This is a genomic window from Actinoallomurus acanthiterrae (genome assembly GCF_054775715.1).
Window position 1 is genome coordinate 10,982,637 of sequence record NZ_BAAHCO010000001.1, and the last position, 21,079, is coordinate 11,003,715.

At 67.7% G+C, this 21,079-nt stretch carries 21 protein-coding genes; 4 read left to right on the forward strand and 17 right to left on the reverse strand.

Annotated features, from left to right (window positions below):
• Positions 1 to 186 precede the first annotated feature (186 nt).
• From ACYVF7_RS51750 to ACYVF7_RS51765, 4 genes are all read right to left on the reverse strand, one after another.
• Positions 187 to 513 carry a DUF6317 family protein gene (locus tag ACYVF7_RS51750; protein WP_460354500.1) on the reverse strand — a complete coding sequence of 109 codons (327 nt, stop codon included), beginning with the start codon at positions 511 to 513 and terminating at the stop codon, positions 187 to 189.
• Between the two features lie 309 nt (positions 514 to 822).
• Positions 823 to 1,242 carry a hypothetical protein gene (locus tag ACYVF7_RS51755; protein ID WP_460354503.1) on the reverse strand — a complete coding sequence of 140 codons (420 nt, stop codon included), beginning with the start codon at positions 1,240 to 1,242 and terminating at the stop codon, positions 823 to 825.
• A 19-nt stretch (positions 1,243 to 1,261) separates the two neighbouring features.
• Complete coding sequence (locus tag ACYVF7_RS51760) at positions 1,262 to 2,503, reverse strand: S8 family serine peptidase (RefSeq protein ID WP_460354505.1); 1,242 nt, start codon at positions 2,501 to 2,503, stop codon at positions 1,262 to 1,264.
• On the reverse strand, positions 2,500 to 2,886 hold the full coding sequence (locus tag ACYVF7_RS51765) for a hypothetical protein (RefSeq protein WP_460354508.1): 387 nt from the start codon (positions 2,884 to 2,886) through the stop codon (positions 2,500 to 2,502). Before ACYVF7_RS51765 ends, ACYVF7_RS51760 begins: the two co-directional genes overlap by 4 nt.
• A 478-nt stretch (positions 2,887 to 3,364) precedes the next feature.
• Here ACYVF7_RS51765 and ACYVF7_RS51770 point away from each other — a divergent pair, with 478 nt between their 5' ends.
• Entirely contained in the window at positions 3,365 to 3,499 is a 135-nt protein-coding gene (locus ACYVF7_RS51770) for a hypothetical protein (RefSeq protein WP_460354510.1), read from the forward strand.
• Between the two features lie 324 nt (positions 3,500 to 3,823).
• Here the strand turns inward: ACYVF7_RS51770 and ACYVF7_RS51775 are convergent, their stop codons facing one another.
• The 10 genes from ACYVF7_RS51775 to ACYVF7_RS51820 form a co-directional block, all read right to left on the reverse strand.
• A complete protein-coding gene (locus tag ACYVF7_RS51775) occupies positions 3,824 to 4,303 on the reverse strand; it encodes a WXG100 family type VII secretion target (protein WP_460354512.1) in 480 nt (159 codons plus the stop codon).
• A gap of 243 nt (positions 4,304 to 4,546) precedes the next feature.
• Entirely contained in the window at positions 4,547 to 5,434 is an 888-nt protein-coding gene (locus ACYVF7_RS51780) for a 4-(cytidine 5'-diphospho)-2-C-methyl-D-erythritol kinase (RefSeq protein WP_460358558.1), read from the reverse strand.
• An 11-nt stretch (positions 5,435 to 5,445) separates the two neighbouring features.
• Complete coding sequence (gene rsmA, locus ACYVF7_RS51785; protein WP_460354514.1) at positions 5,446 to 6,309, reverse strand: 16S rRNA (adenine(1518)-N(6)/adenine(1519)-N(6))-dimethyltransferase RsmA; 864 nt, start codon at positions 6,307 to 6,309, stop codon at positions 5,446 to 5,448.
• A gap of 55 nt (positions 6,310 to 6,364) precedes the next feature.
• Positions 6,365 to 6,685, reverse strand: a complete 321-nt coding sequence (locus tag ACYVF7_RS51790) for a plasmid mobilization protein (protein WP_460354516.1) — start codon at positions 6,683 to 6,685, stop codon at positions 6,365 to 6,367.
• Positions 6,686 to 7,016: 331 nt separating this feature from the next.
• Positions 7,017 to 7,838: a TatD family hydrolase gene (locus ACYVF7_RS51795; protein WP_460354518.1), complete on the reverse strand. Its 822-nt coding sequence runs from the start codon at positions 7,836 to 7,838 to the stop codon at positions 7,017 to 7,019.
• A gap of 55 nt (positions 7,839 to 7,893) precedes the next feature.
• Positions 7,894 to 9,684, reverse strand: a complete 1,791-nt coding sequence (gene metG / locus ACYVF7_RS51800; RefSeq protein WP_460354521.1) for a methionine--tRNA ligase — start codon at positions 9,682 to 9,684, stop codon at positions 7,894 to 7,896.
• Positions 9,685 to 9,801: 117 nt separating this feature from the next.
• The gene (locus ACYVF7_RS51805) at positions 9,802 to 10,986 is read right to left on the reverse strand and encodes a CU044_5270 family protein (RefSeq protein WP_460354523.1); all 1,185 of its coding nucleotides are present in this window, start codon (positions 10,984 to 10,986) and stop codon (positions 9,802 to 9,804) included.
• Entirely contained in the window at positions 10,983 to 11,537 is a 555-nt protein-coding gene (locus ACYVF7_RS51810) for an RNA polymerase sigma factor (RefSeq protein WP_460354526.1), read from the reverse strand. The genes ACYVF7_RS51805 and ACYVF7_RS51810 overlap by 4 nt, the downstream gene beginning before the upstream one ends.
• A gap of 82 nt (positions 11,538 to 11,619) precedes the next feature.
• Positions 11,620 to 13,041, reverse strand: a complete 1,422-nt coding sequence (locus tag ACYVF7_RS51815; RefSeq protein WP_460354528.1) for a hypothetical protein — start codon at positions 13,039 to 13,041, stop codon at positions 11,620 to 11,622.
• A gap of 151 nt (positions 13,042 to 13,192) precedes the next feature.
• The gene (locus ACYVF7_RS51820; protein WP_460354530.1) at positions 13,193 to 14,560 is read right to left on the reverse strand and encodes a glycosyltransferase family 2 protein; all 1,368 of its coding nucleotides are present in this window, start codon (positions 14,558 to 14,560) and stop codon (positions 13,193 to 13,195) included.
• Positions 14,561 to 14,864: 304 nt separating this feature from the next.
• Here ACYVF7_RS51820 and ACYVF7_RS51825 point away from each other — a divergent pair, with 304 nt between their 5' ends.
• Positions 14,865 to 16,382: a hypothetical protein gene (locus tag ACYVF7_RS51825; RefSeq protein WP_460354533.1), complete on the forward strand. Its 1,518-nt coding sequence runs from the start codon at positions 14,865 to 14,867 to the stop codon at positions 16,380 to 16,382.
• A gap of 125 nt (positions 16,383 to 16,507) precedes the next feature.
• Here the strand turns inward: ACYVF7_RS51825 and ACYVF7_RS51830 are convergent, their stop codons facing one another.
• A complete protein-coding gene (locus ACYVF7_RS51830; protein ID WP_460354535.1) occupies positions 16,508 to 16,807 on the reverse strand; it encodes a hypothetical protein in 300 nt (99 codons plus the stop codon).
• A gap of 116 nt (positions 16,808 to 16,923) precedes the next feature.
• Positions 16,924 to 17,772: a 16S rRNA (cytidine(1402)-2'-O)-methyltransferase gene (gene rsmI / locus ACYVF7_RS51835; protein WP_460354538.1), complete on the reverse strand. Its 849-nt coding sequence runs from the start codon at positions 17,770 to 17,772 to the stop codon at positions 16,924 to 16,926.
• 119 nt (positions 17,773 to 17,891) lie between these two features.
• Between rsmI and ACYVF7_RS51840 the strand changes: the two genes are divergently transcribed.
• Complete coding sequence (locus tag ACYVF7_RS51840; RefSeq protein WP_460354540.1) at positions 17,892 to 19,451, forward strand: dolichyl-phosphate-mannose--protein mannosyltransferase; 1,560 nt, start codon at positions 17,892 to 17,894, stop codon at positions 19,449 to 19,451.
• Positions 19,442 to 20,422: a magnesium transporter CorA family protein gene (locus ACYVF7_RS51845; protein WP_460354543.1), complete on the forward strand. Its 981-nt coding sequence runs from the start codon at positions 19,442 to 19,444 to the stop codon at positions 20,420 to 20,422. The genes ACYVF7_RS51840 and ACYVF7_RS51845 overlap by 10 nt, the downstream gene beginning before the upstream one ends.
• 34 nt (positions 20,423 to 20,456) lie before the next feature.
• On the opposite strand, the gene ACYVF7_RS51850 is transcribed toward ACYVF7_RS51845, so the two are convergent.
• Positions 20,457 to 20,915 carry a DUF6069 family protein gene (locus ACYVF7_RS51850; RefSeq protein ID WP_460354546.1) on the reverse strand — a complete coding sequence of 153 codons (459 nt, stop codon included), beginning with the start codon at positions 20,913 to 20,915 and terminating at the stop codon, positions 20,457 to 20,459.
• Between the last annotated feature and the right edge of the window lie 164 nt (positions 20,916 to 21,079).

The window sequence follows — 21,079 nt, forward strand, 5'->3', positions numbered from 1 at the left end:
CAGTTAGCCTGTTGACTGTTCCGTCCAGACGGCTTACCACTTGCCCACTTTTGGATGGATATTCATACAAGGTGCACGCGAGATTGGACAAGCCGTTAATGTCGCCACCGATCCAGTTGTAGGAGATACTCGGCAGCTGAGATGGACCGGACACGACGACCCCTATCGATGATGCGCGAGAATGCACTAATTGACAGGTGCTTGAGAATTCACCAGGTCCGTCATTATTCCAAGCTCGGTAGTCGTCTTCGCTTCGACTTCTAGATACTTGTCGTGAACGTTCTGCAACTTCCATGAATGGGAACTCATCGCCTCGGCTAGGACAGTGTGCATCTCCCCTAGCGCCTGAAGAGTGACCCCGAGCATTTTATCGATGACGTTATCGCCTCCCTGAGGGCATGCGGGCCCCGCTTCAGGCATCAGCGCCTTATATGCACGCCCCTGTGCAGCGAACTCTTTAGAAGCTGTGACCAGGTCTGCATAGAAGACCTTATATCCTTTAGGCTCACTCATGGTGCTCCTTCTGCCACGCTTCGACATCGACTACCGTCAACTGCGCTACACCGTCTTGAAGAATCGGATTTGTTGTGACATCTATTTTGGATGACGCCACTTGGATCAACAAATGCGCTTACGGCCCGAGCGAGGACTGTATGCATCTCATATAGCGCCTACATGTCACATTTAGCATCTTATTGATCACACCGTCGCCACCCTGTTGGCAAACCGGCTTGTACGGCATAAGGTTAGCGTAATCGTCATCTTGTCTAGAGAATTCTGCAGAAGCCTTCGCTAGGTCTTCGAAGACGAGTTCGTATCCTCTCATTGATTATCCCTCCGCCATGCATCCAGCCGATTAGCAGTCCATCGCTCCGCGTCTTCTTGCACCACTGGATTGACTATGACGCGAACCTGAGCTGCCGATACTTGAATCAAAAGCTCTAGCACTGGAATCTTTTCATAAGGCTGGAATTCTCCAAGCTGAGCGACCAGCAAGTCCGGATCAGTAAAGACAGGTAGTGCACCAGTATCGTCGGCAAGTTGGCGCAGCTCAAATTCAACCTGGCGCGGTCCATCCCCTTGAACACGGACACTCGGCGTAGTGGGCACGTACACCCAAGCAACGCCCTCGGTTAGCTTCTTCCGCGCTTCATAGGCTGCACGCTCCGAGAGGTCGCCCACCTGTGGGCCAGTCGAGGTTCCAGAGGAGACCGCAGGAGAGTCATGTCCTGAAACGCTCATTCGCATCCTTCATCGGTTGTCACTCACGAGAATCATTACCCGGACCCCATGGCGTGGTGCTTGATCTGCTTAGAATGCGACGTGGACGTCTCCGGATCGCGACGATCCCGCCTACTAGCAAAACAACGACAATAGTTCCAGCGATTGCAATCGCGGTTACTCCGATTCGATCGCCTTTGTGCGACGAACGGCCTGACCTTGCCGTGGAAGGCCCCTCAGCGGCCGACCGAGATGCCTGCCACTTCTCGAGCGCCTCGTACACAGGGTTTGGTGCGTTGGATGGAACAGGATAGCGATCGGGGTTCATCGCGGCGGTGATCTGGATGGCGCCGTACCCCGTTTGGTCGTTCCATTTTGAAGACCCCAGCGGGTGGGCCGTCGTGATCAGTCTCTGAACTACGGTCCGCGCCGGCATTTCTGGGTTACGCGATCGGATGAGGGCGATGGCGCCCGACGTCAGCGCCGTGGCCATGCTTGTTCCCCAGCTCTTAGCGAAGTATCGCCCGTCCTTGCCGATGGTTCCCCCGACTCCCGGAGCGGCTACAGCGACATACGACTGCCTCTCCGTATTGGCCCACGGCTGCAGAGTCTTGTCGATCGCCCCTACGGCCAGGACTCCTGCGCATGAAGCAGGAAGGTTCGGATAGTTTGTCCCATCCCCGTTGTTGCCTGCAGATGCAACGACGACGACGTCGTGTTGGATCGCGTAGGAGACAGCGTCCTGGAGATCTGGATCACAGTGGCCGGCTAGATTTGCCGAGTTTGCCCCCTGAGAAATGCTTATTACTTTAGCACCGCGATCCACACCATATCTGATGCCATTCGCATAGTCTTCGTACTGATTTACCTGATCACCAGCCTGTAGTGCGACGTGAACGGGTAGTATTTTGGCCCCTGGTGCAATACCCGCATAATTCGCGACCCCTCCACCACGAGCAGCAATGAGCGCCGCCATGGCAGTGCCGTGCCCATAGTCCTCTTCATCGAGGTCTTGCCGGCCATCGGTTTTGTGTCCTGTTGTGTCACTACCCGGAAGAACCGCTCCAGCCAACTCTGGGAGCTTAGCGTTCACGCCGGTGTCAAGAACAGCGACGGTGACGCCGGCGCCGGTCGTCACCGGCCACACGTCGCTCTGGATACCCCACGCGGAGAACCACCATTCTTCATGGCGTGGTTGAGGTAGCGCACTGGCCGCCGCAGTCGGCATTACCGCCGAAGCGACGGCGATGAGACCTGCGGCGAAACGCCAAACAATCTTCACGCATCTTCCTCGAAAGGCCAGCGGGGTTCCTGAGTACTGGTCCCCGTTCCGCTCTGATCAAGGCTCGCCTCTTGCTCCAGTCGCTCAATCTTTGCGCGAAGCCTGGCGATCTCCTCCTGCGGATCTTCGCCGCTATCCTCGAGATCTAGCTCCTTGAGAAGCTCTGCGAGATCATCGCTATCACTGGATAGATCGAGCTGAACATCTTCTGCCGACGCGTCACTCTCGCTTGAGGAATCGTTTTTGGTGGCTCCGTCACCGATGAGCTGGGGACCTGCCTCGATGCCGTCGTTCCACACATCCTCGTCTTCCACAAGCCATGTCGCGCGTTCGCGTTCGCGCTCACCGCGATCGGCTCCCGCACCGACCGCAGGACCCATCATCCCGGCTCGGCTGGCAGCGCTCGCCTCTGCGGCTTGAGCCTCTTGGGTCGCAGCCGCCGCAGCACCGCCTGCGCCCCAGCGGCTAGTCAATGGGTTAATGCTTCCAACACCACCTGGTGGCATTGCGCCGCCCAGGCCTGACGTAGGCGATCCGCCACCTACTCCGGGAATACCGGGGTCATTCAGTAGAGGACCTGCTCCACCGCCGGATCCTCCGATCCCTGGGCTAGATGGTGTCGGCGTCCAGCCCGCGAGGTTCGTATTCGAGCCACCGGTCCCTGGCAACTGGCCACCACCGCCAGGGACATGTCCAGAGGAACCAGTTCCGCCACCACCGAATCCTGGCACGTGGCCACCGCTACCCGATGCTCCACCCGCACCAGGACCTCCTGCCGGGTCTCCTCCGGGGCCTCCACCTGTTGGTCCGGCCCCAGCGTCCGGAGAATAGCCGCCGTGAGATCCTCCGGGCGGGAGGGTAGTGCTGACCTCAGAGGGCATCGCTGTCCATGCCTGGGCGATGCGCTCGTTCGCGCCGGCCATCCAGCTCCGGGCTTCGGCCAGGTTCTTGGACGGCGACGCGTACGACCTCTTCTGGTACCAGTCGAGGTTCTGACCGTGGTTCTTGAGCGCCGTTCCGAATTCATTGGCGGCCTGGTCGAGGGCCGCTGAGGAAGCCCAGATCTCCCGCAGCGCCGACTGCGCGGCGGCGGCGTCTTCTCCTCCCCAAGCTTCATGAAGGATGTCGCGGACAGTGACCATGTCACCAGCGAACTTCCCGTGCGCCGAAGCGAACGTCTGGTAATCCTTTCCAGCCTTCTTGATGTAGCCGGGAGCTGTCTGCCTCAGAAGCTTGTCGATGTCTGCTGGATCGTTGTATCCGCCAGGCGTTCCGGAAGGAGCGCCGGCGCGCATGGGCAACGACTCGGAGTCGGCCACGTCAGTTTCTCCCGTCCGGGTTCAACGAATTGGGCACCGTCGGCTCCTGCTTGGACGGCGCCGAGGACGGGTCGTGGCCGCCCAGGTCGGCCGAGGGCTGCACGCTCAGATGCTTGTCCACCGCGGCAATCCGCCGCTCGAGGTCCACCTCGTTGGCGTCGTACACGTTCGCCGCACGATGCAGCTTCTTGATCGTGCTCATCAGGGCGTGCAGGACCCGGCTGTGCTGCTCGGCGAGGGACTGGTGGCCAGCCGCGACACTCGGCTGGAACGACAGGGCGGCATCCCACTGGCCGAACGCCACCGGCTCGGGGGGTTTCAGCTGCTCAGTCGCCGCGAGAAGATCTTCAAGGTGACCCTCAAGTCGCTTGGCGGCCACCCTGATCTGACCGGTGTTCACCCTCAGCTTGCCCGGGTCGTCGATGCCCGGCCAACTGTTGTACATCTGGAACGGAACGGAATTCGCGTTCACCGGTGGCAACAGCCATCGCCTCCTCGTGCGAGCACCCCCGTGCGCCGCACTATCTCAGCAGGGACACCGACGCTCGTAATGATGCGTCATCGCGTCGGCCCCTGCACACCCCGTCAGATCGCAAAAACGTCCTAAACTTTACGGATTCTGACAGGTGACGTCCAGGCTACTTGCCGTGTGCTTTGCCAAGCCGTGACCCCGCCAGCGGGGGACTGACCGTTTCGCGACTTGTGCCCCCGCCGATACGCCGATTCAGAGCAAAGTGACACCCGGGACCGGGCCGACGGCCGGGCGTACGGCGGCGAACCGGCCCGACTCGTTCAGGGCTGCGGCCAGTTCTGCCGAGTGGTCCAGAGAGGCGGCGAGGAAGGCGCACGTAGGGCCGGAACCTGACACGAGGGAGCCCACAGCGCCCGCGTCACGGCCGGCCGCCAGCGCCTCGCCCAACGACGGGCGCAGGCTCAGCGCCGCCGGCTGCAGGTCGTTGTGCAGGGCACGGCCGAGTGCTGCAGCGTCGCCGGTCTTCAGGGCGGCCATCAGGTCATCCGACACCCGCGGCCACACGCTCTCCTGCTCCCCCGCCGCGCGCAGCCGATCGCACTCGCCGTACACCGCGGGCGTGGACAGGCCGCCGTCGGCGTACCCGAACACCCAGTGGAACTCCCCCAACACCTCCACAGGCGTCAACCGCTCTCCCCGGCCGAGCCCGACAGCGGTGCCGCCCAGCAACGCGAACGGGACGTCGCTGCCGAGCCGAGCGCCGAGTTCGAGCAGCGTCTCCCGGTCCAGCCGAGCCTGCCACAACACGTCGCAGGCCAGCAGGGCCGCCGCCGCGTCGGCGCTGCCGCCGGCCATGCCGCCGGCGACGGGGATGTCCTTGCGGATGTGCAGGGCGACGTCCGGGCGCCGGCCGAGGTGCTCGGCGAGTAGGGTCGCGGCGCGGGCGGCGAGGTTGTCGGGGCCGGTGGGTACCCCTGCCGGGCCCTCGACGGTGACACTGAGCGCGTCGGCCGGGGAAACGGTCACCTCGTCGAACAGTGAGACGGCGTGGAAGACGTTGACTAGGTCGTGGTAGCCGTCGTCGCGGACGGGGCCGACGCTCAACTGGAGGTTCACCTTGGCGGGCACGCGCACGGTCACAGTGGTCACGGTCAACCGATCGTAGGCGACGGGGGCCGGTGTTCGGCGATGCGGGTGAAGGCCTCGACGTCGAGGGCCTCGCCGCGGGCGCCCGGGTCGACGCCGGCGGCGCGCAGGGCGGCCTCCGCCGCGGCGGCCGAACCGGCCCAGCCGGCCAGGGCCGCGCGGAGGGTCTTGCGGCGCTGCGCGAACGCGGCGTCGATCGCGGCGAAGACCTCCTTGCGTGAGGCCGAGGTGGACGGCGGCTCGCGGCGGGTGAAGGCGACGAGTCCGGAGTCGACGTTCGGTGCCGGCCAGAAGACCGCGCGGCCGACGTTCCCGGCGCGGCGGGCGTGCGCGTACCAGGCCATCTTCACCGACGGCACGCCGTACACCTTGCCGCCCGGTCCCGCGGTGAGCCGGTCGGCGACCTCGGCCTGCACCATGACGAGCCCGTGCCGGATCGACGGGAACGCCCCGAGCAGGTGCAGGACGACGGGCACCGCGACGTTGTACGGGAGGTTGGCGACGAGCGCGGTGGGCGGCGGGCCGGGCAGTTCGGCGACTCGCAGGGCGTCGGCGGGGACGACGTCGAGGCGGTCGGTGAGGTCGGGGGCGCGTTCGGCGACGGTCGCGGGCAGTCGCTGGGCCAGCGCCGGGTCGACCTCGACGGCCACGACGCGGCTCGCGGCCGGCAGCAGCGCCAGGGTCAGGGAGCCGAGGCCCGGCCCGACCTCCAGGACCACGTCCTCCGGCGCGACCTCGGCGTCGCGGACGATGCGGCGCACGGTGTTCGCGTCGATCACGAAGTTCTGGCCGAGGGTCTTTGTCGGGCGCAGCCCAAGCCCGCTCGCCAGTTCGCGTACGTCGGTCGGCCCGAGAAGTCGTTCACCCACACGCACAGTCTCCCGTACGTTCAAGAGTCCGAGTGCTCGGGCCGTCCCCGCGGGGTTACGCGTGCAGCGCCTTCAGCGCATCGAGCACGAATCGACGCGCTTGGGCCATGTCCTTGCGCGCTCGATCGATGTCGAGCACTTCAGCCCCTGGTGCCGTCAGCGCGGCGCGACGGATGAACGACGAGAGACTCAGGCCCGCCGCGTCGGCCGCCTGCTGGATCCGCTCGATCTCCGTGGAGTTGAAGCGGACTGAGACGACGCTGTCCAGCTTCCGGGAGATCTTGGCATCCACCTGCTCGCCCCACATTTCCGGGTCGTCTCGGTGCTCGTAGTAGAAATCGGCCGCCTCAGCGTCCGACATCTCCCGTTCGCTCACTGTCATACCTCCCAAGCCGTCACCGGCCGCGCGGACTGACGGTTGGAGTCGTACACGAAGGGCACAGCCAGCTTCCGGCCCCCGTCAGTGACTCCAACGGCGACATAATCCGCCGCGCGGCCACGCCTGTTCCGCCGGATCACCGGCATGTTCGCGAACACCTACTCGACCTCAACTCTGGTAGCACGCCTCAGCGCGTGGTCGAGATTTCCGTGGTCCCACTCGATCGCCTCGATGACGAGCACGGCTCGCACCCTTCATGTCATACATCTTAGGCGCCGAATGTATGACCGTCGAGCGTGATCGTTCAGCTACTTTAGGTATTTGCCCCTCACCAGGGGCCGAAGACGCGTTCGCCGTTGGTGGCGATGGCGGTGCACAGCTCGGCGAGGTCGACGTTCTTGACCTCGGCGAGGCAGCGGACGGTGAGCGGGACGAGGTACGGGGCGTTCGGCTTGCCCCGGTGCGGGACCGGTGTGAGGTACGGCGCGTCGGTCTCCACGAGGAGCAGGTCCAGCGGTGCCACGGCCGCCGCCTCGCGCAGGTCGGCGGCGTTCTTGAACGTGATGTTGCCGGCGAAGCTCATGTGGTAGCCGTGGTCGGCGCAGACCTTGGCCATCTCCCGGTCGCCGGAGAAGCAGTGGAAGACGACCTTCTCCGGCGGGCCCTCCTCCGCCAGGATGCGCAGGACGTCGTCGTGCGCGTCGCGGTCGTGGATGACGAGGGCCTTGCCGCTGCGCTTGGCGATGTCGATGTGGGCGCGGAAGGACCGCTGCTGGTCCTCGACCGCGGCCCAGTCGCGGTAGTAGTCGAGCCCGGTCTCGCCGACGGCGCGGACGTAGGGCAGGGCGGCGAGCTTGGCGATGTCGGCGAGGACGTCGGCGGTGGCGTCACCCGCGTCGTTCGGGTGGATCGCCACCGCCGCGTACACGTCGTCGTACGTCGCGGCCGCGTCGGCGGCGTGCTGCGACGAGGCCAGGTCGTAGCCCACGGTCACGGCCCGCCGGATGCCGACCGAGTGGGCGGCGGCGAGCACCTCCGTGATCGGCACCTCGAGGATGTCGAGGTGACAGTGGCTGTCGAACACCTCGACCGGCAACGGCTCGGGCAGCGGCGGGAAGGCCGCTCCCCGGAACCCGTTGGACGTCTCCATCTCCGCCCCCATAGTGAGCACCCTGCCCAGTGACGCGACGTCTATGAACGATGTGTCAGGACTGCTCGAGCCGCGCGAGCTCCTCGTCCACGACCGAGGAGTCCAGCTTCGCGAACAGCGGCTTGGGCGGCGCCAGCGGCGTGCCGGCCGTGATCGGGCGCGACTCCCAGCGGGCCTCGGTGTCGTACGACCCGGTCAGGACCGGGTAGTCCGGGCCGCCCTCCTCGGAGACCTCGCGGATCTCCGGGGCGCCGCTCCACTCGCCCTGCCCGCCGAGCATCCGGTGGACCTTCTCCGAGGACGCCGGCAGGAACGGCGTGAGCAGCGACTTGGCGTCGTCGACGAGCTGCAGCGCGACGTGCAGGATCGTCTTCATCCGCTCCGGGTCGTCGTTCTTCAGCTTCCACGGCGCCTGCTCGGACAGGTACTTGTTCGCCTCCGCGACGGTGCGCATCGTCTCGTTCGCGGCGTTCTTGAACCGCGAACGCGCCAGCTCCGCGCCGACCGCGTCGAACGCCTTGCGCGACCTCTCCAGGAGGTCCCGGTCGAGGTCGGTGAGCTCGCCGGCCGCCGGAATCTCGCCGATGTTCTTGGCCGCGAACGAGAGCGATCGGTTTACCAGGTTGCCCCAGGTGGCGACCAGCTCGTCGTTGTTGCGGCGGACGAACTCCGACCAGGTGAAGTCGGTGTCCTGGTTCTCCGGGCCGGCGACCGCGATGTAGTAGCGCAGCGCGTCGACGTCGTACCGCTCCAGGAAGTCACGGACGTAGATCACGACCTGGCGCGAGGAGGAGAACTTCTTGCCCTCCATGGTCAGGAACTCCGAGGAGACCACCTCGGTGGGCAGGTTGAGCTTGCCGAGGGAGCCGGGCGTGCCGCCCTTGTCGCCTTCTCCGTTGTAGCCGAGCAGCATGGCCGGCCAGATCTCGGAGTGGAAGACGATGTTGTCCTTGCCCATGAAGTAGTACGCCTCGGCGTCCGGGCTCTGCCACCAGGCGCGCCAGGCGTCCGGGTCGCCGCTGCGCCGGGCCCACTCCACGGACGCCGACAGGTAGCCGATGACCGCGTCGAACCAGACGTACAGCCGCTTGTCGGGCCGGTCGACCCAGCCCGGCAGCGGCACGGGCACGCCCCAGTCGAGGTCCCGGCTGATCGGCCGGGGCTGCATGTCGTCGAGGAGGTTGCGGGTGAACTTGTAGACGTTCGGCCGCCAGAGCCCCTCTTTGCCCTGCAGCCACGAGCCCAGCGTCTCGGAGAACGCCGGCAGGTCGAGGAAGAAGTGCTCGGTCTCGACGAACTTCGGCGTCTCGCCGTTGATGCGGCTCCGCGGGTTGATCAGGTCGATCGGGTCGAGCTGGTTGCCGCAGTTGTCACACTGGTCGCCGCGCGCCCCGTCGTACCCGCAGATCGGGCAGGTGCCCTCGATGTAGCGGTCGGGCAGGGTGCGGCCCGTGGACGGGGAGATCGCGCCCATCGTCTTCTTCTTGAAGACGTAGCCGTTGTCGTAGAGGCCCTTGAAGATCTCCTGGGCGACGGCGTAGTGGTTGCGCGTCGTCGTCCGGGTGAACAGGTCGTACGACATGCCGAGGCCGTGGAGATCCTGGGCGATCACCCGGTTGTAGCGGTCGGCCAGCTCACGGGCTGACACGCCCTCCTTGTCGGCCTGCACCTGGATCGGCGTGCCGTGCTCGTCGGTGCCGCTGACCATCAGGACCTTGTTGCCCGCCATCCGCTGGTAGCGGCTGAACATGTCGGCGGGCAGCGCGAAGCCGGAGACGTGCCCGATGTGGCGGGGCCCGTTGGCGTACGGCCAGGCGGGCGCGGTCAGGATGTGACGGCTGGACATGTGCTAAGCCTACGGGGCACTCGCCGATGACTCATTCCGATATGGACTTTCTCGCCTGCGGGCCGAGGGCGTGCGACGCCGGCCCTCGACCGGCGCCGCACGCCCCTCCTCCGCGTGTCAGCCGCGGGCCGGCGTGCCGAGCTGGTTCGTCCACCCGGACGCGGTCAGCAGCGTGATGCTCGAGGGGGTGTGCTCGACGGCGCCCCCGACGATGTCGTACCTCTCCGACCCCAGGATCTCCGCCGTCTTCTGATCGATGATCACGTGGACCTCGACCTGCCGAGGCTTTTTGTACGGGTACAAGATCACGCGCCGCTCGGCCAGGGCGACCCCGGGGCGGCCCAGCCGGTCGCGGATCTTGCCGACCATGCGGATGCCCGGCTGGGCGGCGAACAGCTTGTACGCGGCCGCGCGGGTGGCGGGCGTGACCGGGGCGTTGATGATGTTCTCCGCCATCTCACAGATGTAGGCGGACAGCTCGGTCCGCTGGGTCTTCGGCTGCCTGTTCCAGTCCTTCTGGATCAGCGCCTTGAGCCCGTCGGGCGTGGTCGGCAGCTTCGGCAGGTCCGCCGCCGACGTACCCTTCGGTCCCCCGAGTTCCAGGAACGGGTCCTCCCTGAGATGGTTGTCGGACGAGTACGGCTTCATGTCCGTGAGCGAGGGCGAGCCGGCCCGCTTCCACGCCGCCCTGTCGGCAGGCGAGGCGAAGCTGGTCGTGATGTCCTTGTCCACCCCGCGGGTGGTGTCGCCCTGCCGGTACGGAACCCAGTTCTCCCACGTGATGCTCACATAGGCCTGGAACGGGTAGTAGGGACCCGACCTCAGCATTCCGTTCGCGCTGACGCCCTTCGGCTTCGGCCCGTTGCCGGGCTGCCTGGCCCGGTCGAGCGTCTGGATCCGGGTGTACCAGAAGCGGCCGTGGGTCACCGCCGGTTCCTTGGCGACGGTCTCGGCGGCGGTCAGCAGCACGGTCTTCGCATCGAACGTCTCGGGCGAGGACCCGCCGTGCCCCGGCTTCGCCGCGTGACCGGACATCACGCCCGGTACGACCGCGGCGCCGAGCGCCACGACCGCGGCGGCCGCGCCGGCGAGGAGGAGCACCGGCCGCCGGTTCCGCGCGGGGAGGGCGTGGCGGTCGCTCCGCACCGACTGCCGGGCGGTGGCCATGACGCGGCTCAGGTCGATGTCCCGGCGCCGCCGGTAACCGTCCTCGGCCATGGCGTCCACGTGGGAGCGAAGGGTGTCGATCGGGTCGGCGGTGCGGTTCATGGCGGCTCCTGCGGTCTCGCGCGAACGTCTCATCGGGCTTCCTCGTTGATCAGCGCCATCCGGCCGGGGGCGGCCGGGCGGCCTCGGGAGGACGCGGCGGAGGCCGCCTTGGCCAGCCGCTTGCGCGCGCGGTGCAGCCGCACCGTGAACGTCGCGGCCGTGCAGCCGAGGACCCGGGCGGCCTGGCGGGGCGTGAGGCCGTACCAGGACGCCAGCACGAGGGCCTCGACGTCCTTCTCGCCCAGCTCGGTCAGCAGCGCCTTCGCGGCGTCGCGCTCCACGACCTGCTCGGCCACGTCCAGGCCGGTCAGGTCCTGGTCGCCGGCCGCCTCCGCGAGCCGGTCGGTGAGCACCTGCCGCCGGCGTACGACGTCGTACTGCTTGAAGAGCAGGTTCCGCGCCACTCCGAGCAGCCAGGGCAGCGGTGACTCGGGCAGGTCGTCGAGCCGCCGCCACGCGATCAGGAACACCTCGCTGACGACGTCCTCGGCCGCGCCATGTTCGGCGCGCAGCAGTACGTAGCCCAGTACGTTCCGGTAGTACCGGTCGTACAGGGCGGTGAATCTCTCGGCGGGGTCGTTCACTCCTGCCGTCCTTCGCGTCGGTTCAGGTCGGTCGCGAAGTAGTCCCGTACGGCGGGCGGCGGATTACAGGCCGGTGAGCCGATCAGTGGGATCGCACGCCGATGACAGCGCGCTTTGGCAGGCCCCGGCGGTGGTATCCCGTCCGCAGGTCCGCCGCGGCGAGCGCGGCCGCCATGCAGGCGACCGGAACCACCGGCAGGACGTACCGGTGATCGAAGTCGAGGACCGCGACCGGGAGCACCAGCAGGGCCGTCGCGACGGTCCAGGGCAGCAGCGCGCGCCGCCGCGCTCCGAGCGCGCCAAGGGCCAGGATCGCTGCGAGGACGGGACCGCGGAGGTAGGCGGGGTACTGGTACGCGCGGAGGAAGCCGGCGTAGGGCTCCACCGACCGGTAGTCGCCGACGTCGGCGTCGTAGGAGGCGAGAGCCTTCCTGGCGTCCGGAAGGTCCGGCAGCGGCCACCGGCCCCTCGCGAAGCCGAAAGCGGGGGTGACCCGTTTCGGATGCCGGGCCGGGGTCCAGTGGAACGCCAGCGACACGTCCCCTGCGACGTCGGCCGCGTAGTCGAGCGGCTGTGCGGCGATCGCCCGCAGCGCGAAGGAGCGCGCGAGGTTGTTCGCCGCCGCCGGCCCGCCGGGGAAGTGGTTGATGGGCGAGTCGGCGGCCCAGACGTACTCTCCTGCCGCGTCCTGGCGGGCGCCGGCCGGGCAGAGCCGGGCCTCTTCGGCGGGCGGGCGGATCTGGCGGCAGTTCGCGAACGTCATGGTCCGGGCCCACAGCGCGACGCCGTCGCCGCCCGCCAGCGTGAACCGGCCGTAGACGGAGGCGTACCAGCTCGCGTACAGGGCGATGGGCAGGGCGCCGGCGGCCGCCGTCGCCAGGACGGGCCGCCATCCGATCCGGCGGACGGCGAGGTGGGCCAGGACCAGCAGGAACAGGGGCAGCGCGATCGTCCGGGTCAGCGTGGCCAGCGCGAGCAGGGCACCCGCCGCGACGCCGGCGCGGGTGGTCGGTCCTGGCGACCACATCAGGACCGTGATCGCGGCGACGACGAGGAAGATGAACAGCGCGTCGGACAGTACCGCGTGTTCGAGCTGCAGGAACGACGCGTCGAACAGCTGCGGGACGGCGGCCCCGGCCGCGGCCCCGGCGGGGAGCCCGTGGCGCCGCAGCACCGCGTACACCAGCATGCCGGTGGCCAGGCCGAGGGCGTGCTGTACGCCCACGACGAGGGTGACGCTGTGGAACGGCCGCAGCAGCATGAGGAAGAACGGGTAGCCGCTGGGCTGGAATCCCGAGGAGGGCTTGGGATGCGCGGCCAGGGCCAGGTACGCGTAGGAGTCCCCGTAGTAGACGCGCGCCGGACGGTAGCCGAGCATCGTGGTGATCCGCAGGCCGGCTGCGAGGGTGAGCAGCGCCGCGAAGAATTCGTGTCCGCTGAGCGGCCGCCGAGGTGCCGGCGGGTCGTACCGCCGCGGCGGCGCGGGGGTGCGCAGGTTCGTCACGGAAGGATGTCCCTAGATGATCAACGAGATTGATCATTAGAGACGCTGAACATTCCCAAAAGGTTGAGTGAACGCCGAATCTCGCGCGAGTATCCATTTTCACCGCGAAAAAGGCCCCGGCGGATCGCCGGGGCCTTCTTTTGGACGTGGGTCAGGCGGGCTTGTCGGCCTTGTCCTCGCCGCTCGCGCCGGCCTCGGCGGTCACGGTCTCGGCGTCGTCTGCGGCCTCCGGGGCGCCCGCCTCGTCGGCGATGGCGCTCGCGTCGTCCCGCTGCTCCGTCGCGGGCTCGGCGTCCTGGCTCTCGCTCCGGACCTTGTGCGCCGCGGCGTCGACCACGTCGGCGGCCTCGTCCGCCGGGTCGGTCACCGGCGGGTGCGACCGGCGGCGGATGTCGAGGATGCTGACGAACAGCGACGCGAAGATCATCTGGAAGCTCATGATGAGCGCGGTGGCGGCGGGCACGACGATGCGCAGCGAGTGCCGGGGATCGAGCTGCCCGAAGCTGTGCACCTGCCAGTGGAACAGCGAGGCGATCAGCCCGACGAGACCGGCGAGCGCGAGCAGCCCACCGACGACGAGGCCGCGTTCGAGGCTCCAGGAGTCGATGATGCGCTGCACCCGTTTGTCATGGGGAAGGAAGCCTTCCTCCATGGCATAGACCTTGGTCAGCAGCGCGAAGATCACCGCTTGGAAGCCGATCACCAGCGCCGCCGAGGCGCCGACGAGGGTGTCGACGTCGAAGGCGACCTCGCCGAACCGGATCGGCCCGGCGGACAGGGCGACCCCCGCCACGAGACCGAGCACCATCATGATCAGGCCGGGGATCAGGAACAGCCAGCGCGGGCTGTAGAGCGCCAGGAAGCGCAGGTGGCGCCAGCCGTCGCGCCAGGTGCTGAGGTGCGGCGGCCGCGACCGGCCGTCGGGCGACAGCGTGGTCGGGACCTCGCGGATGTCGTACTTGGCGAGGGTGGAGCGGACCACCATCTCGCTGGCGAACTCCATGCCACCGGTCTGCAGCTCCAGCCGCAGGATCGAGTCGCGCCGGAAACCCCGCAGCCCGCAGTGGAAGTCACCGATCTTGCTGCGGAAGAACAGCCGGCCGATGAAGCTCAGCACCGGGTTGCCCAGGTACTTGTGCAGCGGGGGCATGGCGCCGGGGGCGATGCCGCCCTTGAACCGGTTGCCCATGACGAGGTCCGCGCCGTCCCGCAGCTGCTCCAGGAACGGCATGAGGCCGGTGAAGTCGTAGGAGTCGTCGGCGTCGCCCATCACGACATAGGTGCCGCGCGCGGCACGGATGCCGCCCATCAGGGCGTTGCCGTACCCCTTGCTGGAAACGGGCACGACACGGGCGCCCGCGTCGCGGGCGAGTTGCCGGCTGCCATCAGTACTGCCGTTGTCGGCGATGATGACCTCGCCGTCGACACCATGCTCTTCGAAGAAGCCGAGGGCCTTACGAACACAGGTCTCGACCGTCTCCGCCTCGTTCAAGCACGGCATCACTACGGAGAGTTCCACGTCGTGTCCTCCATCACCCCGCAGCACTGGCTTGGGGGTTTTTCGACTAACCTCGTCGTGTTCCGACAAGTGGCGCGTGTTATCCATGATGCCTGCAGACGAGCGACCTCGTGTTGCAAAGTCGCAACCTTTAACTCCACATGGAGAGCTGGTGCGACGGCAGGCTGGGGATATCAGGATAGGGGCTGTGGGGTCCAGGAAGGTCGGTCCGGACTTGACGAACGCCGGAGAGCGGGGCGGGGCTTCCGTGGTGACCGGTGGGCGATCCGACGAGGAATCGCAGGTCACAACGGTTGATGAGCAGGTGACAGAAGAGGCGCCGGTCGTTCGCGGATCGGGGCTGTGGGCGCTCATGCGCCGGCACAAGATTTTTACAGCGGTGCTCGCGATGGGCGCGCTGCTCCGGTTGATCGCCACGCTGGGATACCGGCCGGCGTCCTGGTTCAACGACTCTTTCGATTATCTTCATGTTGCGATCAGCCCGTATCCACATGCGATCCGGCCGGACGGCTACTCCGGCATGCTGTGGATCATGAAGCCGTTCCACAGCTTCATGCTCGTCGCGACGGTCCAGCACCTCATGGGTCTGGCCTCCGCGGTGATGATCTACGCGGTGCTGCGCAAAAGGTTCGGGCTGCCGGGGTGGGGGGCGAGCCTGGCGACGGCGCCGTTGCTGTTCGACGGCTACCAGATCCAGCTCGAGCACCTGATCCTGTCCGACACGCTGTTCGGCTTCCTGCTCGTGTCGATCGTCACACTGCTGCTGTGGCACGGCCGGGACCTGACGTGGAAGGTCGGCGCCCTCGCGGGGCTGCTGCTGGGGCTGGCCACGCTGACGCGTACGGTCGGCACGCCCGTGCTGGCCGCCGTGGTGGTCTACTTCCTGGTCCGGCGGGTCAAGTGGCGGGTGATCGCGGCCACCGTCGCGGTCTGCGCGCTGCCGCTGGCCGCCTACGCCGGATGGTTCTGGTCGTACTACGGCAAGCCGGGCATGACCATGAGCAGCGGCGTGTTCCTCTACGCACGGGTCTCGGCGTTCGCGGACTGCAACAAGATCAAACCGCCGGTGACCGAGTACGCCCTGTGCAAGAACAACAAGACCTCGCACACGCCGCTGGTCTTCTCCCAAGATGCCATCTGGGACCGTAACTCGCCGTTCCACCGCATTCCGGCGGCGCGGTTCACCGATTATCAGAACCAGCTCGCCAGCGACTTCGCCAAGCGCGCGATCATGGCGCAGCCTCTCGACTATCTGAAAGTCGTCGGAAAGGACTTTCTTTTCACGTTCCGCTGGAAGCGGACCGTCTTCCCGGACCGCGCGACGTACGAGATGTATCAGTTCGGTACTAAATCCGCCGCCCTGCCGACGTGGCGGATGAGCAGGGACCGCACGGCCGCCTCGGAGGCGCGTACCTACGAGCAGGGCGACGCCCGCACCGACATCGTCGACCCGTACGCCAGGATCATCCGGACCTACCAGCGGCACGTCCACCTGCCCGGCACGCTGGTGGGCGGCATCCTCATCGTCGGCCTGGCCGGGCTGATCCCGATGTGGCGGCGGTGGGGCGGCGCCGCGTTCCTGCCCTGGATCACAGCGACCGGCCTGCTGCTCGTGCCGCCGGCCACCGCCGAGTTCGACTACCGGTACGTCCTGCCGACCGTGCCGCTGGCCTGCATCGCCGCGGCGATCACCTTCTCCGCCGAGCCCCGCCGGAAGCTGGCCCGGATCGTCCCCCGCCGCGGCGGCTCGTCGGACGGGGCCGAGACTCCCGACACGCCGGACACGGACTCCCCCTCATCCGGCGAGGTTGTACCGGCGTAGGGCCCGCCTCAGAGCCTTGAGACAGGCGCTGAGGCGTGTCCCGCGCCCTGCCGCGTACCCGGCGGCGGGGTGACGGCGGCGGCACAGGGCCGCCGCGCGCCAGGACGGGACACGCCCCCGGTCGATCAGTAGGCGTGGAGCCGGCGGAGCTTGAAGATCATCTCCAGCTCTCCGTGGCGCTGGGGCGGGACGGCCTGGCTCCGCGGCCGGCCCGGCGGGAGGATCTTGACGTCGTACGACCCGCAGGACGGGCAGAACAGCTCCGCCCACGGGGAGGTGCAGCGATGGCCGTTGCGGTGGTAGTAGACGACCTCGCCGCCGTGCCCGTCGGCGCAGTGTCCGACCTCGAATTCGACGTGCCATTCGTCCAAGCACGCCAGGCACTCGTACGTCCACGTCTCAGGTGAGATCATGGATTCGTGCATCTGCGTCACCCCCGGGGGAATCGGCGTACGCGCTGAAATACGCACCCGACTCATTTTTGCCCACCAAGTGGCGCTTTGCGCACGGCCGACTACCCAAAAAGAACGTCAAATAACGGTCAATGATCCGCTTTTTGGGCTACGACGGCGTCATAGAGCTCTCGCTTGGGCACCCCGTGTTCCCGCGCCACGTCACCGATCGCCTGCTTACGCTGCGCCCCGTCGCCCACCCGGCGCTCCACCTCCACCGCGAGCTCGGCGAGGTCGACCTGACCCGTCCGCTCCGGCGCTCCCGCGACGACCAGCGTGATCTCCCCACGCACCCCGTCGGCCGCCCATTCCGCCAGCTCGCCCAGCGGTCCCCGGCGCACCTCCTCATACGTCTTCGTCAGCTCCCGGCACACCGCGCCCCGCCGGTCGGACCCGAGGGCGGCGGCCATCGCCGCCAGCGTCGCGGCGAGCCGGTGCGGCGCCTCGAAGAACACCATCGTGCGCGCTTCGCCGGCGAGGCCTCGCAGCCGCGCGGCCCGCTCCCCCGCCTTGCGGGGCAGGAACCCCTCGAAGCAGAACCGGTCACTGGGCAGCCCCGAGATGACCAGCGCCGTCGTGACCGCGGACGGCCCGGGAAGGACGGTGACCGGCACCTCGGCCTCGACCGCCGCCGTGACGAGGCGGTAGCCGGGATCGGAGACCCCCGGCAGCCCCGCGTCGGTCACGACGAGCACGTCGTGCCCGGCCCGCAGCTCGTCGAGGAGCTCGACGGCGCGGGCCCGCTCGTTGACGTCGTAGTACGACACGATCCGGCCGGTCAGGGAGACGTCCAGATCGGCGGCCAGCCGGCGCAGCCGCCGGGTGTCCTCCGCGGCGATGATGTCGGCGTCCGCGAGGGCCATGCGCAGCCGCGCCGACGCGTCCTCCACTCGTCCGATCGGTGCGGCGGCCAGCGTCAGCGTCCCTGTGTTCTCCACCTCTCCATCTTCGAGCACAGCCGGGCGTAAGGCGGTCCTCGGTCGGCTCCAGAACGCTCCATGACCGTGAAGTGCGCGAATACTACGGCTGACGCCCGTACGATGTCGGGGTGGTGGCGATGACAGGAATCGAACCCGAAGCCCAGCCCGAGCCGCGCAGGAGACCACCTTCACTGCGCCAGTGGCTCACGCCCGGGATGCCCGGCAACAAGCTGCTCGGGTGGCTGGGCCCGCTGGCCGTGACCATATTCGCGGGCGTCCTGCGATTCTGGAATCTCGGCAAGCCCAGAGCCGTGATCTTCGACGAGACGTACTACGCGAAGGACGCGTACGCGCTGTTGAAGTTCGGGTACGAGCACAACACGGTCAAGGACGCCGACAAGCTCCTGCTCCAGGACCCACAGAATCTCCACATCTTCTCCCCTGGCGGCAGCTTCATCGCGCACCCGCCCGCCGGGAAGTGGATCATCGCCGTCGGCGAGTGGCTGTTCGGCATGACGCCGTTCGGCTGGCGCTTCTCGGCCGCGCTGATCGGCACCCTGTCGGTGCTGATCCTCGCGCGGGTCGCACGGCGGATGACGCGGTCGACGCTGCTCGGCATGGCCGCCGGGCTGTTGCTCGCGCTGGACGGCATGCACCTGGTCACGAGCCGCACGGCGATCCTCGACGTCTTCGTGATGTTCTGGATCCTGGCCGGGTTCGCGTGCATCGTCATCGACCGGGACGTCTCCCGGGCCCGGCTCGCCCGGAAGATCGCCGAACGCGGTGACGACGACGGCTTCGGCCCGTTCGTCATGCACTGGTGGTTGATCCCGGCGGGGCTCTGCCTCGGCACGGCCACCGCGACGAAATGGACCGGCCTGTACTACATCGCGGCGTTCGGCGCCCTGACGCTCGTCTGGTCGGTCGGCGCCCGGCGGGCCGCGGGGGTCCAGCGCCCGTACGCCGGGGCGCTCGCCCTGGAGGCCGTGCCCGCGTTCCTGTCCATGGTCGTGCTGAGCGTCATCACGTATGTCGCCTGGTGGAGCGGCTGGATCTTCAACGCCGGCGGCTGGGGCCGCGGCCGCGTCGCGTCCAACCCGGTGACCGCGTTCTTCCAGGCGATGCCCCGGCTGTGGGACTACCACAAGCAGATGTGGCACTTCCACACCACGCTCACGGTCAAACACGACTACCAGTCCTGGCCGTGGAACTGGCTGGTCCTCAAGCGACCGGTGGCCTTCTACTACACCCAGCCGTCCGGCTGCGGCGCCCCCACGTGCTCCCGCGAGGTGCTCGACATCGGCACCCCGGCCATCTGGTGGGTGTCCATCATCACGATGCTCGTGCTGGCCGCCTGGTGGCTGGTGCACCGCGACTGGCGGGCCGGCGTCACGCTGCTCGGGTTCGTGGCCGGCTGGGTGCCCTGGTTCTACTACGGTCTGAACCACCGCACGATGTTCCTGTTCTACGCCACGCCGATGCTGCCGTTCATGGTGCTGTCCATCGTGCTGGTGATGGGGCTGATCATCGGCCCGGCCACCGCCCTGCCGGCACGCCGGGTGTTCGGCTCCGCGATCACCGGCGCGTACGTCCTCACCGTGCTGGCCAACTTCTACTATCTCTACCCCGTGCTGGTGGGCCAGATCGTGAGCTACGACTCCTGGCACGCCCGCATGTGGTTCAGATCATGGATCTGAAGCCGCGGACGAGGGTCTGGCGTGATGGACGGCTGGAGGCGGAGGACTTTCCCGCCGACCGGATCAGCGACTACCTCGCCGAGCCGGACACGGTCGTCTGGATGGACCTGTGCGCGCCGGACACCGAGGGCCTCGGCCTCATCACCGAGGAGCTCGGCCTGTCCCCGCTCGCCGTCGAGGACGCCGTCAGCCACCACGAGCGGCCCAAGCTCGACCGGTACGACGGCCACCTGTTCCTGAACGCCTACTCCGTCGACCTCTCCGCCGACGGCACGAAGCTGGACAAGCAGGAGATCTCCGCGTTCATCACGAAGCGCGCGCTGGTGACCGTACGCGCCGACGCGGGCTTCGACCTCGACGGGCTCCTGCAGCGGTGGGACGGCTCGCCGGACCTCGCCCAGTACGGCGTGGCCTACCTCCTGCACGGGCTGCTCGACCTGATCGTCGACGGGCACTTCGCGGCGGTGCAGGCGCTCGACGAGCAGATCGACGGCCTCGAGGAGGAGCTCTTCACCGGGCGCATGTCCGACACCGGCACGCAGCAGCGCAGCTACCAACTGCGCAAGACCCTCGCCCTCATGCGCCGGGTCGTCCTGCCGATGCGGGAGGTCGTCAACAGCCTGCTCCGGCGCGACCTGGAGATCGTCCCCGCGCCGATGACGCCGTACTACCAGGACGTCTACGACCACGTCCTGCGCGCCACCGACTGGACCGACAGCCTGCGCGACGTCGTGACGAGCCTGCAGGAGACCCGCATCGCCATGCAGGGCAACTACCTCAACCTCGTGATGAAGAAGCTCACCGGCTGGGCCGCCGTCATCGCCGTCCCCACCGCCATCACCGGCTTCTACGGGGAGAACGTCCCGTACCCAGGGTTCGGCAAGCACTGGGGCTTCGTGTCGAGCATCGTCATCCTCCTCGTCACCGGCGTGTCCCTCTACCTCGTCTTCCGCAAACGCGACTGGCTCTGAGCGGCCCCGCGCCCGGACATCGGCACCGCGCTCGTCACCGCACTCGCGACAGTCGCCTCGCGACCGCCGGGATGATGATCGCGCCGGCGACCAGGTGCGCGGCGGCGAGGGTGAGCTTGGTCGAGAGCGCCGTGTCCGCCGCCGTGAGCGGCGGGGCGAGGGAGAGGGCGAGCAGCGGCAGCGTCGCACGAAGGTAGGTGCGCCTGGGGTTCTTCGCGAACCGGGCCATGAGGATGACGGCGAACGTGAACCAGAACGTGACGACCATCGTCCCCATCGCGAACATGCCGACGGTGATCGGCGTCGCGTGGTGCGAGCCGAGGCCGGCGGCCCTCATCGGCACGCCGGCGGCTCGGGCGGCCAGTCCCCAAATCTCGACGGCGACACTGGCGGCGAGACCGGACAGGTAGCCGACCTGCCAGACGGGGCGGCGCGCCAGGAATGACGCGGACGACGCGGCGAACGTGCGCGTGGAGGCGGGCGTGGTGGACATGACGTTCCTCCTGGGTTCTGCGGGTGGTGCCTTCTCAGGAGGAACGGGGCCCATCCGGGTTTCTCGACACGGGCCCGGCGGATCGGTAGGAAGAAGTCCTGCGGGGGCATGTCGAGAACGTGGAGGCGGCTTCGTTCCTCCGGTGAGAGCGTGGCCGGGCGTGC

What these genes read in the sequence shown, in the direction of transcription:
- ACYVF7_RS51765 (WP_460354508.1), bottom strand. Translation starts at nt 2,886, where the DNA reads ATGATGGGTCCTGCGGTCGGTGCGGGAGCCGATCGCGGTGAGCGCGAA.
- ACYVF7_RS51830 (WP_460354535.1), bottom strand. Translation starts at nt 16,807, where the DNA reads ATGCACGAATCCATGATCTCACCTGAGACGTGGACGTACGAGTGCCTG.
- ACYVF7_RS51805 (WP_460354523.1), bottom strand. Translation starts at nt 10,986, where the DNA reads ATGAGACGTTCGCGCGAGACCGCAGGAGCCGCCATGAACCGCACCGCC.
- ACYVF7_RS51845 (WP_460354543.1), top strand. Translation starts at nt 19,442, where the DNA reads ATGGATCTGAAGCCGCGGACGAGGGTCTGGCGTGATGGACGGCTGGAG.
- ACYVF7_RS51840 (WP_460354540.1), top strand. Translation starts at nt 17,892, where the DNA reads ATGACAGGAATCGAACCCGAAGCCCAGCCCGAGCCGCGCAGGAGACCA.
- ACYVF7_RS51795 (WP_460354518.1), bottom strand. Translation starts at nt 7,838, where the DNA reads ATGGAGACGTCCAACGGGTTCCGGGGAGCGGCCTTCCCGCCGCTGCCC.
- metG (WP_460354521.1), bottom strand. Translation starts at nt 9,684, where the DNA reads ATGTCCAGCCGTCACATCCTGACCGCGCCCGCCTGGCCGTACGCCAAC.
- ACYVF7_RS51850 (WP_460354546.1), bottom strand. Translation starts at nt 20,915, where the DNA reads ATGTCCACCACGCCCGCCTCCACGCGCACGTTCGCCGCGTCGTCCGCG.
- ACYVF7_RS51755 (WP_460354503.1), bottom strand. Translation starts at nt 1,242, where the DNA reads ATGAGCGTTTCAGGACATGACTCTCCTGCGGTCTCCTCTGGAACCTCG.
- ACYVF7_RS51750 (WP_460354500.1), bottom strand. Translation starts at nt 513, where the DNA reads ATGAGTGAGCCTAAAGGATATAAGGTCTTCTATGCAGACCTGGTCACA.